The sequence below is a fragment of the Mycobacterium dioxanotrophicus genome (assembly GCF_002157835.1).
In the GTDB taxonomy this organism is placed as follows: Bacteria; Actinomycetota; Actinomycetes; order Mycobacteriales; family Mycobacteriaceae; genus Mycobacterium; species Mycobacterium dioxanotrophicus.
This window is the reverse complement of record NZ_CP020810.1, coordinates 24,381-36,840: the sequence shown is the minus strand read 5'-3', so window position 1 is coordinate 36,840 and position 12,460 is coordinate 24,381. Positions and strand designations below refer to the sequence as shown.

Below are 12,460 nucleotides of genomic sequence, written 5' to 3'. Positions count from 1 at the left end.
CGCTGTCGGTCACTACCCCTCCACCCGAGAAAAGGAACTATCGGTATCGCTACGCTACTAGCAGTACCACAGTGGTTCGCGCTGCGCGTCCGCCGGGGCCGCGCGGCGCGCCTGTGGGCCGCTAGTGACCTGCGCCGACGCCGGCGTCGGTGTCGTCGGCGTCGGGGATGTCGTGGCGGACCACCCGGACCCGGCCACGCGGCAGGCAGGCCATGTATCCGTGGCGTTTGCCGTAGAGCTCCCAGGCCGTGGCGTGCGCGTCGGCCTCCACATCGATGCGGTGCCCTCGGGAAAAACCCAGGTGCAACGCGCCGTCATCGCCGTACCGGGCGTGCGTGCACACCGCGCCGGCCAGGTCGAGCAGCGGGCGTTCGTGCACCGCGACCCGGTTGGGGTCGATGAGCACTTGTTCGGCCGGAAAGTCCCCGACGGGCGGCAGCGTCAGCCGCAGGGGACGCGAAATCACCAGCTCGCTGTAGCCATCGAGGTCCAACACCAACCCGTCGCGCAGCGACACGCGTTGCACGACGCAGTCTTCGATCCATTGGGTGAACATGGCGCCTCCTTCGACACGTCTTTGGGTCGCATCTGAAGGGTACGGTAAGTATCGCTGCGATACTATTAGTATCGTTAACTGTTGGGGGTGAGGGAGGCCAGGCGATCCACGATGCGCCGGCTGGCCCGATCGATGCGGTCACGGGTCTGGGCCGCCGAGGCCCGCCGGCCGATGAACGCGGTCAGGTTCGCCAGCCAGATGTCGGCGAGGAGCTCGGCGACCGGCTGATCGAGCGGCCCGGGCGTGTCGCCGCCCAGGGTGTGGGCGAGCAGGCGCTCGATGACCGCGGCGGCCTCGTCGAGGGCGGCGGCCGCGGTGCTGTCGGCGGCGACGAATGCCCGTGTCATGGCCTCGGTGAGATGAAGGTCGCGCTGCCAGCGGTCGTGCAGATACCCGGTCAGCCGATCCAGGCGCTGCTGAGGTGTCGTGCCGGTGGCGGCCCAGTCCTGGGCGGCTTGCAGCCGCCCGAATTCTCGGGCCAGCGCCGAGACCAGCAGGTGGGTCTTGGACGGGAAGTAGCGGTAGAGCGTGCCGACCGCGATACCGGCCCGCTCGGCTACCGTGCGCATCCGCACCGCCTCATACCCGCCCGCGGCGGCCACCACCAGCGCCGCATCCAGAATCGCCTCTCGGTGACGCGTCGGCGTCCGCGGACGCGGCGGCGCGGTCGGGTGTGGTGCCACCGGCCGCGGATCCGCCTGGGATTGTTGGCTTTTGGGTTGGGCGCCGGTGTCGGTCGCGGTCACGATGTCGGGTCGTGCGGATCGGCGTGGGCCCGGCTGCTGCGGGTGAACCGTTCCAGCAGGCCATCGAAGGCCGCCAGATCACCGTGGGCGGCGAAGTGCTCGGTGCTCACCACGACGAACACCGCGCTCGCGGTGAACCGGGTGACGCCGTCGGTGCCGGTGCCTGTCGCGCGGACATGCAGGGCGCGGCCGTTGCGCTCGGTGATGTGCGCGGTGATCCGGTGCGGTTGGTGCAGTGGCACCGGCAGCAGATACTCGACGGTCAGACTGCGTGTCACCGCCGGGGTGCCGGCGATCCACAACGTGAAGCCCAGCACGTCATCGCAGGCGGCCGCCACCGCGCCGCCGTGCGCCAATCCCGGCGCCCCGATGTGGCGTTCGTCGAAGGTCGCATCGGCATACACCTGCTCGCCGCAGCGATACACCACCAGCTGCAGGCCGTGGGGGTTGTCCGGGCCGCAGCCCATACAGTGCGGGGTGTGGGCGGGCAACCGTTCCGCGGGTGACCCAACCCCACGGTCACCGTGGGGTACCTCATCCCGACACGGCACATGCTCGGACACCCGATACCTCCAGTACGACCAGTTTCGCAACGCTACTGTTGGTACCATAAGTGTCGGGCGGGCGGCACCCGTTGGCCATAAAGGGGGAAGCGGCAAGGAGAGTGAGTGTGAGCAGCAGCCAGCCGGATCGAGTCCACGACGAAGACGACGACGAAATCGACCCCCGCCGCACCCGGTCCCGCAATCGCTTACTGGACGCGGCGGCCGCGCTGCTCAGCACCGGTGGTGTCGAGGCCGTCACCGTCGAGGCGGTCACCAAAGCCTCCAAGGTGGCCCGAACCACCCTCTACCGCCACTTCGGCAGTTCATCGCACTTGTTGGCGGCCACCTTCGAACGGCTGCTACCCCAAGTCACCCCGCCGGCACCGGCCGGCGGGACGGTGCGCGAACGCCTCATCGAACTGCTCACCCGTCAGGCGGCGCTGTTCGCCGACGCCCCGCTACACGTCACCATGCTGGCCTGGCTGTCCCTCGGGCCGACCGCAACCACCGACCACGCCGGCGGTGAACACGCGGCCGGCACGCTGCGCGCACGCGTCGTCGACCAATACCGACAACCCTTCGACGCCATCCTGCAAAGCGCAGAAGCCCGCGCCGAACTCGACGACTTCGACGTGAACCTCGCGTTGTGCCAACTCATCGGGCCGCTCGCCTTCGCCCGCATGACCGGACTGCACACCATGACCCCCCACGACACCACCCGCATCGTCGACGACTTCCTCACCACGCATCAACGCAAAACCACCCCCACCGCACCCACACCGCCCGGCGACAACGGTGTGCCGGTCACCGCCGACTAACGCCGGTCCGCCGCCGGTTCAGCGACCAACCGATCGGCAGACACCGACACGCCCTGGAAAGATCTCCCCACCACAGCCCGCCGGGCCAGGTCTTGTCGATGACCTGGCAATCGGGCCGACGGGCACGGGCGGGCACTCACGAGTTGGCCAGGAGGCCGGGAAGGCCTCCGTCACGGCGGGCCAGGCCGTGACCGCAGCACACCTCGGGGGGCGTACTGGGCTCAGGGGGTCTGTTCGTGCAGGGTGTCGAGTTGGCCGTAGAGCAGCTCGATGGTTGATTGTTGTTCTGCGACGGTGGCTTTGAGTGCGGCGATCTCTTTGTCTTTGGCGGCGAGTTTGTGGCGCAGCGCGGCGTGGATGCTGGTTTCGCGGCCAGTCGATGCCGGTTGTCGGTCGGTATGCCGGCCGCGGTATTGCTCGATGACGGTCACCAGGTCGTCGTGTTTGTAGATGGTTTTGCGGGACACCTTGGCGCGGCGGGACACGGTGGAGAAGTTGATGGTGGCGTTGGTCTTGCGCAGGTGGGCGATCGCCTTCTCGATGTCGCGGCGCTTCTCATCGCTGCGGGCCCGGCGGTATTCGGCCAGCGCATCGAGTGCCTTCTGGGTGGGCGGTGGCGGCTTGGGGCGGCTCATCGCGGCGGGTCCGGGTCGGCCTTGCGCAGCACGGATTCGTGGCTTCCCCGGGTCGCGGTGCGCATGGTGGGTGCCCGGTTGGCGGTACCGGCTCCCGCGACACTGCTCACGCTGCCATCGGTCACGTCGTCGCGGCGGAGCCGGTCGAGGATGGCATCCAGCGAGGCGATTTCGCGGCGACGTTCGTGGATCCACACGTTGTCGTCGGTGAGTTCGCGCCCGGTGCGGGCACGGTACTGCTCGCGGCGGATGTCGATCAGCTTCAGGGTCTTGGCGCGTTGGTCGACCAGTTCGTCGAGGTGGGTGGCGTCGGTGGCGAAATGCCCGCATGACAAGCAGGCGTTGCCCTTGTCGCAGGTGGCCACCGGCGGCAGCAGACATACCCCGTTGGGCAGCACCCGGTCGGTACGGGCCGAGAGTTGGGTCATGTCGTAGATGTCAGACGGGCTGATGGCGATGTCGGTGCCATGAGCGCCGATCTTTTTGTGTCGCAGGAACTCCGCTTCGGCCGTCGCTTGCAGGGTCGCCGCGTAACGCAGGGTCATCGCCGGCGAGGCGTGCCCGAGGTAGCGCTGCACCACATGGATGGGCACCCCGTCGTTGAGCAGTTCGGTGGCGCGGGTGTGGCGCAGCCGGTGGGTCTGGGAGAACCGCAGCGGGTGGCCGGCGGTGTCGGTGAGGCCGTGGATGGTGTCGAGCCGATTGAGGATCCGGCTGTAGGAGTCATAGCTGCGTGGTCGTTGGCCCTGGTGCTGGTAGCGCACCCCGAGGAACAGGTATTTCGGCTCGAAATACGGGTAGCGCGCCCGGATCCAGTCTTGCTGTTCGCTGATCACGTTGACCACGGCCTGCTCGACGAGGATGGTGGGCACCACCCCGTCGACTTTGGTCTGTTGGTAGCGCAGTTTGGCCACGAATCCGTCGGGATCGTCGGTGGCTCCGGCGGGGCGGTCGTGGCCCGGGATCGGTTGCAGTGGACTGTAATCGAGCATCAGAATCTCTGAGGCCCGACGCCCGGTCAACGCTTGCAGCAGCCAGATCCGGGCCGCTTGCGGATCGCCGAGACCGGACACGACCGAGATCGTGGAATCGGGGTGGGTGATGACTACCGGTTTACCCGCGTCGGCGGCCAGCACGTCGAGATAGCACAGCATCCGCTGGAGCTCGGCGGTCGAAAACCAGGTCAGCTCCCGGCCGCCGGTAGGGCGTCGGCTGCGAAACGCCGCACCCCACAACCGGGTATGAGTGTCGGTCAACCGGCTCCAGCGAGGATCTCCGGTCGCTGCCGCGGCTTCCTCGGCATGGTCCACCATGAACGTGTAGAACATCTGAACCTTGGACTGGACGACCGCGATCGTCGCCGCCGACAGCGGACGCTCCGGTTTGGCCCGCGCGGCAGGTGATTTGAGGTAGTCGGTGAACTCGGTGAACAACAGCCGCAGCGCCGCCCGGTCGGTGCTGATCACCGGGTCATCGATCCCGCGTTCGGCTAGGAACGGGCCCAAGTGGCGGGTGATGCCGCGGGTGCGGCCGATCACCGACGACCAGCGCAGCAGTTCAGCCGTCAAGCAGGTGCGAAGCCAGAACCGTACCCCGTCGCGCAGCCAGGCCGGTTCGATCCCTCCGAGGCGTGCGACCTGGTCGTGGCAGGGTTCGTGCTCACGTTGCGGGATTCGGGGATCAGCGTCAAGATCCCAGATGTCATGGGCCCACCATGGCCAGTCGGTGCAGCGGACCGACACATACAGGTGCAGGTGCTCGATGAAACTGGTCACGTTGCGCCGAAATCCGGCCGACGGCAGCCGGCCGGTGCGGCGCTCGAACTCGCGCACCCCGTGGCGCACGATGGCCTCGGCGCTCAGATCAGCGATACTGACCGGGTGACGCCGGTGCCGTTGGTGGTAGTCGGTGGCGGCGATGCTCAGTGCGCCGCTGGTCCATTTCAGCAGTGACGGTTCGATCTTGCGGCGTTGTTCGTGTCCGCACAGCCACACCCACCACGCGAGCTCGTCGCAGAACCGTTGCGGCACACCCTGTGGGGTGAAGTCGTGGCCGTCCGGGGTGGGCCGGTAGCGCGGGTTGTGCTGAAAGACCGTATTGGCCGGGGCGGTATCCAGGTGATAGACCAGGGTGCGCCACTGCGCGGGTACCTGTTGCCACTGCTGCGTCCACCGATCCTCGCCGCCACGATGGGTGGGCGCTGTGTGTGCCGGTGCAGGACTGTCATTGGCCGTCACGGTTCACCTTCCACCCGGCGACATAGTTCTTCCATTCGGCCAGCGTGCGCATCTGCGCGTCGGCGGTCACCCAGCCGTAGGTCGACAACGTGGTCTGCACGTCGGCGTGCCCGAGACGGCGCATCACCACGTGCACGTCCACCCCGGCCAGCAACAGCGCGGTGGCGTGGGTGTGGCGCAGCCAGTGCGGCGTCCACTGCTCAGGCAGCACATCGGCGCGGCGGGCGGTGATCAGATCGACCTTGTCGTAGAGGGTTTCCGGGCGCAGCGGGGCGTAGCGCACGCCGCGCACCAGGTTGACGAACACGAAACACGACGCCAGGTCGCCGACCGCGATATCCGCGCCGGCGGCCACCAGCTGCCACACATACTCGGTGTAGAGGGCGACCAGATCGTCGCCGATGTAGATCCGGCGCGGGCCCGATTTCGCGCGCACCCCGTGCGGATGATCATCACGGCCCGCCACCAGTATCGACGGGGTACCACCACCGGCGATATCAAAGTCATGGTGGCGCAACGACAACGCTTCACCGATGCGCATGCCGGTTTCGGCCAGCACCGCGAAAAACAACCGATCACGCAGCCCCGCCCCGCCGCCCGACCATTCACCCGAGACTGTCTGGACACTGCACGCATCCAAGATCGCGTTGACCTGCACGGGCAGCAGCACCGGTGTTTCAGCGCGCTGCAGCCCGCGCAGCCGGTGAATCGGCCCATCGTGTTCGCGTCTCGGGCCGACTCCGGCCAGAAACGGTGCATAGCGGCCCCGCCGGGACGTCCGAGCATGACTGGCGTACAACCGCCGGTAGGGGCGCACCAGGTCATGGGCATCGGCGAAATACCGGTACATCGACAACACCGCCGCGCTGCGCGGCAGCAGCGACGACTCGGCCAATCTCTGCTTTGGTTCACCGATACGGGCCACCCCGGGCAGATCCCCGGTACGCAGATAGGCCAGGAACTGGCCGAACAGACTGGTGGGGAAATCATCCCACGCCGTACCGGTACCTTCCAGCACCGTCCACCACGCCGCCAGCCCATAGGCATAGGCGCGCAACGTGTTCGGCGAGCTCCCTTGGTTACGCAGAAACGTCAGGTACTCGCGCGCCGGGGCCACGGGCAATTTGTCGGCGCCGACCACCGTGTAGGTGGGTGGTCGGTCCACAAAACGCACCCGCTGCACCTGTGCCACCGTCAGTAGCACCCCACCATATTCACGATGGCCTGCCGTTGCGGAAATCGTCCAACCGGATCACCTGGGAGCCACCGGCAGCGGGTGGGGCCGGGGTGCGGCCATGGCCGACACTGGCCGCGACCGGCCTATGCTCGGCCGCCGGCGCCGGTCGCTGCGTGGCCAAAAACCAATCCAGCACATCAGCGGGATAGATCATCGATTCCCGGGCGCTCAGCATCCGCACCGACGCGCCGCCGTAACAGCGCTCCACCCACTTGCGCAGCAGCCGCGGCCGCTCCGGGACGCGGTCAGCCCACCCCGGTTCCGTCATACCCCACGTATGCCCGGTGGCCGGGTTGATCCGTGAATGCAGCTGGGTGGTCAACATTTTCGCCCGGTCCGGCGCGATCAGCCCCGAATCCCGCAGATGCATGATCAACGACCCCAACGACAGGCCCCACTTGTCTTTGAGCGGACGCAGATTCAACAGCGACAACACCCGCGGCAACTCACCGGCGATAACCCCTGCCGGGGCCAACAACTCGGTCGCGAACCGGTTGGCCTCCAACTCATCGGCGGCACTGACCGAGCAATAGGCGTGACTGTGCAACACCAAATGACCGAGCTCATGGGCGACCGTGAACCGGGTCCGCTCCCACGAGTCGCTATCCCGTAGCACCAACAATGGGCGGTCCCGCAACCGGCCCACCCAACTGGAATACCCCAAATGCCGCTCATCACGAGAGCGCCCACCGGTCGCGGCGAACTCGCTTTCCCAATCACCGGCGACCCGGCGCCGGACAATCACCGGAGCGCCCAGCCGCTCGGCCTCATACATCAAATCATCAAGCGGCTCATCGGGTTCCAGGCCCATCGCCTCACGCAGACGCGCTGCGGCCACCGGAATCGAACTGTGCGCCAACTCATCCGGACTGACCGTCGGAACCTTCACCGGAGGCAGCTTCGATCGGCCGTCGAGCTCACCGAGGAAATCGCCAGCCAACGACGCGAACGTCGCCAAAAACTCCTGCTCACCCACCGTCATCGACTTCGGCGCCCGAAACAACAACTCGTTCGCGCTGATCCGTGTCTGCGGCTCCGAGCTGAAAAACGCTGCAGGAAACCGGAACAACCCCGCCATCCGCGCAACATCGCCGTCGTTGAGCCGCACCGTCGGCGACTTCTCAATCTGGGACTGTCGCGACGTACTCCAGCCTGTGGCCGCCACCACCGACCGCGCCGTCATCCGCCTCAACAACCGGGCCTGCCGGACCCGTGCACCAAAAACCTCAATCATCGTGCGCTCAATTCAACGTCACCGGGTTGGGAAACCCACATGCACCCAACACTGTGCACGACGGCTACGACGATTTCGGCGGACCGCCCTCCTCGTCCTGCTCGCGGGCGGCGTCCTCGTCGACGTCGACGAAGTCGTCGTCGCGGCGCCGAGTCCCCAACGACCCATCCCGACCGACCTCGCCGAGACCAACGTTGAACGAGCGGTCCTCCATGATCGGCGGGGGCAACGGCGTCCGGCCGTACAAAACCTCCACATTGTCGAGCAGCAGCCCCGCCGCCAGCACCGCACCACCGAAAAACCCGCGACCGTCCGGCCACCACAACAGATATTCCCGATACGCCTGGGGTTCGGCGATACCCTCCTGCCCGCCGATCGGGTGACCCAACACCTCCTCGAGGCTGTACTGCTCCCCACCCGGCACAAACGGCACAGTGTCGATCAGCTGACCAGTCCGCCGGTTTCGCGGATGCTTGCGCACATAAATCCGTGAGCCCTTCTCGTCGACAAGAAGAACCCCCATCCCGTTGCCCGCCTTGACTTTTAGAGTCGAGTTGGGAGTCTGCCGCCGCAACCGCGACATCAGAAACGTTTCCAAAACCGAGCACGACACCGTGATCGGTCGGACATGGCTGCCCTGATCGATAAAACGATCCGGGACTTCCGGATGTCGCGCAGCCAGATCGCCGTGCGCCTCGCCCAAAACCTGCGCGTGCTGGCGAACGAGTTCCTCCACGAGCCGCTGAGGATCGTCGTGTAGCTCCATGGGGTAAACATTTACCCCGGTTTCCCACACTCCACGTCGCGCCACGCCGCCGGCAGTCGGCGAAATTTTGGCTGCCCATGACCTAATAGGTTACATGTGTGCGCAGGTTAAATAGCAGTTCAACACACCTTTATGACCACATTTGAGAATTTAACCCCTGATAACGCCACACATCTTGCCGATCTTTCGCCGCCTTGGGATTCGTTACATCCAATGTGCGCGGTCGGAGCGGACCACCACGACCAGTGGGGACGGTGTGGTGATCCTGGACGATTCGACCTGTCCGCAGCGGCTGCACATCGACGGTGCCTACCGTCTGTCGACCGAAATGATCACTGCTGGAACGGTTCCCCAGCTCGGCGGAGCCCGCAAGTGCTCGGTTCACGCCAAGGGATGGGCGCTCGATCCGGTGATCAGCAGGGTCACCGGCGGCCAGGCCTACCGGCACGTCATCGGTTTCGAGGCCGGTGAGCAGCGCCGGGCCGACAAGGACCGGCTGTACAACAACGCGCGGCGTACAGGGTGGTATCCGTTGATTGAGCTGGGGATGGATCGTCAGGCCTGTGCTGAGTATGTGCGGGCCAAGCTGGGCACGTCCTGGTCCAAGAGTTGCTGCACGTTCTGCGTCTATGCCATGTCGACGGCGGCGGGCCGGGCCAACATGGTGCAGCGCTACCGCGAGGAGCCGCTGGCCGGCGCGAAGGCGATGTTCATGGAGGCGGTGTCGCGTCGACTCAACGAACGCCAGACCCTTATCGCGGGAGGCAGTGTGGCCCAGATGATTTCCGAGGCCGGGCTGGTCGAGGTTGAGGTGGCCTTCCAGCGGTTGATGGATGAGACCGAGTTCGCAGTCTACGAGGTGCGCCGGGTCACCCCGGCTGGCCGCGAGGGCCGTAAGGGCGTCACGGCGCGGTCGGTGCGCCGCCTGGCGTGCGGGTCACAAGCCGACATGAATGCCCACCTGGCCGAACTGCCTGGACGTCGCGACGTCGGCGCTGACCGTATCGTGCGGCATCGGCTTGCCGCGGCGGCGAACTGTGAGCACTTCTTCGTCGTCGCTCCGGCGGTGGTCGACGACAAGCAGCGCCCGTCGTTCGAGACCCTCTGGGCGCAGGCCAACAGCGAATCCCTGTTCTGATTGACCCACGCCGCGCCGAAGGGCGGGGCCTGCCTCAGCGGCGCACCGCCTTTCGGCAGCTGGTCTCGTCCATGCGCACGTGTGAGGATCGGGGCACGGCCCGCAAAGCGGCGTGTCATGCGGCGCCGGGCGCGGCGGGCCTGGGTGCAGACCGTCCCTCACACCACCGACGGGATTGCCTGCGGGCGGCTGGACGGCGCTGTCGGCGCGGATGTGCGGACAAGGTGGGAAAAGGTGTGCCGGCGTTGAGCGGGCGAAGATCCCGGCCCGGGCAGCTAACCGGTTCGCAGGATGTCGGTGACGCGCCACTGCACCGCGGCCCAGTCCTCGGTGGGGAGGGCGTCGACCTCGGGTGACCACCCGGTGTCGGCGTCGATCTGGTAGCGCAGCTCGCTGAAGCAGACGACCTGGCGGATGGTGCGCTGGCTGACCAGGGTGTCGATCTGGCTGACAACCTGGCGTGCAAGCCGGTCGATCGCCAGCCAGTAGTCCACGGGCCGGCCGGTCTCGCGGTGCAGGTCGATGTGGCGCAGCAGGTGGTGCCCGACGAAGGTCTTGCCGTTGGTGTAGCGGACTCGGGCCAAGGGCTGCCGGTCGGACGGGGAGACGGCGGCGTGCGGCTTGACCGCGGCGACGTACACCTCGTCGCTGGCGGGGGCGGCCTGCCGGGAATCGGGTGGGTTGTAGTCGAACGGGTTCATGGCGGCACCGCTCCTTCTATCCGGTGGACGTAGCGCACCGGGGTGTGCGGCACTTGGTGCCGGCGGGTGGGTGTGCTGCTGTCCATGGTCGATCTTTACCACCAGGCTCCGACATCGCTGTCAGACGCCGCGGGTGAGCTTTTCGATGGTGGTGTCGAGGGCGTCGGCGAGTTTGGCGAGGAAGACGAGGGTGGCCGCGCGGTTGCCCTGCTCGACGTGGCGCAGAAACACCCGGTCGGCACCGGCCTTCTCGGCCAGTGCCCGCTGCGACATGCCCAGTTTTTCGCGGCGGGCCACGATGTTGGCCCCGACGATGGGCAGGACGCGTTGGGCCACCGAGGTGTCGGGGTCGGAGCTGGACTTGGCGCCGGTCGCGGTGGCGGGCATGGGTGGGTTCCTTCGGGTCGATGAGGTAGACCTGTTGTGTTGAGCCTACCCCAGTGCGGGTGGCTAAATCCACCCAATGATTGTGGGAGGGTGCGGGAGGTGGGCGACAGTGCGGCATCGGGTGCCGGCGCGGGTGATATGAGCGCCGAGGTGATGGTGGCCGGCGGTGTTCCGTTGCGCCGCAACGGTGATGGGAGCTGGTCGGAGCCGCCGTATCCGGCGGTGTGCGCCAACGGGCACGAGCTAGGTCCGTATCGCGTCACGATCGGGGTGAGCCACTGTCGATGCGGGATTCTGCACCGCACCGCCCAGTGCAACCAGTGTGGGGCGACCTACTACCTGCCTCGCCCGACCGACCGCTGTGAGTCCACGGCGCTCGATGGCCGCCACGGGTAAGCTTGGCCGGTCAGAGGTGCAGTCCTCCGGGGCCTGCACGGCGCTGGGAGGCGTCGCGCAGCGAGTCGACCCACCGTAGTTCACGCTCACTGAGCTGTTCGGACTCGCGCTCGCGCACGGTGTCAAGCAGCAGCGCGATGAGCCGCCCGTACTCTGCGGTGGCGTGTCCGTGGAAGCGGGCGCCGATGAACTCCTCTCGGCGATTGAACAGCTCCTGGCCGTCAAGCTCGTAGCCGTATTTGCGGCAGACCTGGTGGAACAGGATGGTCTGGCTTCGGGTGTTGCCTTCACGGAACGGGTGGATGTTGTCGAGCCCGCCCCAGGAGGTGGCTATGAGGGGGATGAAGGTGTGCGGGGCCTGTTTTCGCGGGTCACGCAATTCGAAGTCGAGCATGGTGAACTGGGAGGCGGCGCGGTTGGCGACCTCCGGGCCCGGGCGATAGTGGTACTTGACCCACGGTGCGGCGCGGTCGTCGGGAGCGAAGTTGACGACGTCGCGCCACTGCTTGGTCATACCGAACTTCGGCACGATGCGGGGTGTGCCCGCCCAATCGTAGACGTCACCGAAAATCTTGCGGTGCACCCCGCAGTAGTAGTCGAGGTCGATCACGTCGGGCTGGTTGTCCTCGGTGATGATCTCGGCCATGCGGACCAGGCTGATTCGCGTTTCCGCCTCGCGCAGTTTCCAACTGTCTTTGATGTTGAGGCGATTCCTCAGAACCCCTGGCGCATCGGGCCAGAAGTAGTCCTCCCACTGGTTGTAGGACGCCAAGGTGCTATTCGGCGGGCTGACCGAACTCCGCGATGACCTCGGCGACGGCCTCGTCGTAGGTCAGTTCGCCGCGGCCGATTCGGTCGAGGAGGTCACGCGCGCCGGGCGAGACTTCGTGTTCGGCCAGGCCGGTTGCTGCCACGGCGATGGACACGGCCTCGTCATGGGTGGGCGGGCGCTTGGGCGCGGTGGTCATGGTGCTCATTGTAGGTGCTCCCCTCGGAGTCGGCGCGCAATGAAAAGCCAGGCGTTGGCGCTGGTGGCATCGGGTGTTCAACTGTGTCCATCATAC

15 protein-coding genes are annotated in these 12,460 nt (G+C 66.7%); 3 read left to right on the top strand and 12 right to left on the bottom strand.

Annotation, left to right across the window (positions count from 1 at the left end; translation table 11 throughout):
- Nucleotides 1-121: 121 nt before the first annotated feature.
- The 3 genes from BTO20_RS36840 to BTO20_RS36830 form a co-directional block, all read right to left on the bottom strand.
- Complete coding sequence (locus BTO20_RS36840; RefSeq protein ID WP_003887008.1) at nucleotides 122-556, bottom strand: DUF6188 family protein; 435 nt, start codon at nucleotides 554-556, stop codon at nucleotides 122-124.
- A 74-nt stretch (nucleotides 557-630) separates the two neighbouring features.
- Entirely contained in the window at nucleotides 631-1,302 is a 672-nt protein-coding gene (locus BTO20_RS36835; RefSeq protein ID WP_003891609.1) for a TetR family transcriptional regulator, read from the bottom strand.
- A complete protein-coding gene (locus tag BTO20_RS36830; RefSeq protein ID WP_003891610.1) occupies nucleotides 1,299-1,769 on the bottom strand; it encodes a PaaI family thioesterase in 471 nt (156 codons plus the stop codon). Before BTO20_RS36830 ends, BTO20_RS36835 begins: the two co-directional genes overlap by 4 nt.
- 203 nt (nucleotides 1,770-1,972) lie before the next feature.
- Here BTO20_RS36830 and BTO20_RS36825 point away from each other — a divergent pair, with 203 nt between their 5' ends.
- Nucleotides 1,973-2,665 (top strand): TetR/AcrR family transcriptional regulator, encoded by a 693-nt coding sequence (locus BTO20_RS36825; protein ID WP_003891611.1) that lies wholly within the window; start codon nucleotides 1,973-1,975, stop codon nucleotides 2,663-2,665.
- 221 nt (nucleotides 2,666-2,886) lie between these two features.
- Here BTO20_RS36825 and BTO20_RS36820 read toward each other — a convergent pair whose 3' ends face one another.
- The 5 genes from BTO20_RS36820 to BTO20_RS40045 form a co-directional block, all read right to left on the bottom strand.
- Entirely contained in the window at nucleotides 2,887-3,300 is a 414-nt protein-coding gene (locus BTO20_RS36820) for a DUF6262 family protein (RefSeq protein ID WP_003891612.1), read from the bottom strand.
- The gene (locus BTO20_RS36815; protein WP_003891613.1) at nucleotides 3,297-5,537 is read right to left on the bottom strand and encodes a tyrosine-type recombinase/integrase; all 2,241 of its coding nucleotides are present in this window, start codon (nucleotides 5,535-5,537) and stop codon (nucleotides 3,297-3,299) included. Before BTO20_RS36815 ends, BTO20_RS36820 begins: the two co-directional genes overlap by 4 nt.
- Nucleotides 5,524-6,729, bottom strand: a complete 1,206-nt coding sequence (locus tag BTO20_RS36810; protein WP_003891614.1) for a tyrosine-type recombinase/integrase — start codon at nucleotides 6,727-6,729, stop codon at nucleotides 5,524-5,526. The genes BTO20_RS36815 and BTO20_RS36810 overlap by 14 nt, the downstream gene beginning before the upstream one ends.
- 22 nt (nucleotides 6,730-6,751) lie before the next feature.
- On the bottom strand, nucleotides 6,752-8,008 hold the full coding sequence (locus BTO20_RS36805) for a helix-turn-helix domain-containing protein (RefSeq protein ID WP_023861397.1): 1,257 nt from the start codon (nucleotides 8,006-8,008) through the stop codon (nucleotides 6,752-6,754).
- Nucleotides 8,009-8,072: 64 nt separating this feature from the next.
- Nucleotides 8,073-8,804, bottom strand: a complete 732-nt coding sequence (locus BTO20_RS40045) for a hypothetical protein (protein WP_131816137.1) — start codon at nucleotides 8,802-8,804, stop codon at nucleotides 8,073-8,075.
- Nucleotides 8,805-9,033: 229 nt separating this feature from the next.
- On the opposite strand from BTO20_RS40045, the gene BTO20_RS36795 reads away from it, so the two are divergent.
- Nucleotides 9,034-9,912, top strand: a complete 879-nt coding sequence (locus BTO20_RS36795; protein WP_198344625.1) for a hypothetical protein — start codon at nucleotides 9,034-9,036, stop codon at nucleotides 9,910-9,912.
- A gap of 275 nt (nucleotides 9,913-10,187) precedes the next feature.
- Here the strand turns inward: BTO20_RS36795 and BTO20_RS36790 are convergent, their stop codons facing one another.
- Both BTO20_RS36790 and BTO20_RS36785 read right to left on the bottom strand, forming a co-directional pair.
- Nucleotides 10,188-10,613 (bottom strand): hypothetical protein, encoded by a 426-nt coding sequence (locus BTO20_RS36790; protein WP_087083310.1) that lies wholly within the window; start codon nucleotides 10,611-10,613, stop codon nucleotides 10,188-10,190.
- Between the two features lie 120 nt (nucleotides 10,614-10,733).
- Complete coding sequence (locus tag BTO20_RS36785) at nucleotides 10,734-11,000, bottom strand: helix-turn-helix domain-containing protein (protein ID WP_087083308.1); 267 nt, start codon at nucleotides 10,998-11,000, stop codon at nucleotides 10,734-10,736.
- A gap of 99 nt (nucleotides 11,001-11,099) precedes the next feature.
- Between BTO20_RS36785 and BTO20_RS36780 the strand changes: the two genes are divergently transcribed.
- A complete protein-coding gene (locus BTO20_RS36780) occupies nucleotides 11,100-11,396 on the top strand; it encodes a hypothetical protein (protein ID WP_232491354.1) in 297 nt (98 codons plus the stop codon).
- A gap of 10 nt (nucleotides 11,397-11,406) precedes the next feature.
- Here BTO20_RS36780 and BTO20_RS36775 read toward each other — a convergent pair whose 3' ends face one another.
- On the bottom strand, nucleotides 11,407-12,168 hold the full coding sequence (locus BTO20_RS36775) for a Fic/DOC family protein (protein WP_087083304.1): 762 nt from the start codon (nucleotides 12,166-12,168) through the stop codon (nucleotides 11,407-11,409).
- Nucleotides 12,169-12,172: 4 nt separating this feature from the next.
- Entirely contained in the window at nucleotides 12,173-12,364 is a 192-nt protein-coding gene (locus BTO20_RS36770) for an antitoxin VbhA family protein (RefSeq protein WP_232491353.1), read from the bottom strand.
- Nucleotides 12,365-12,460: the final 96 nt, after the last annotated feature.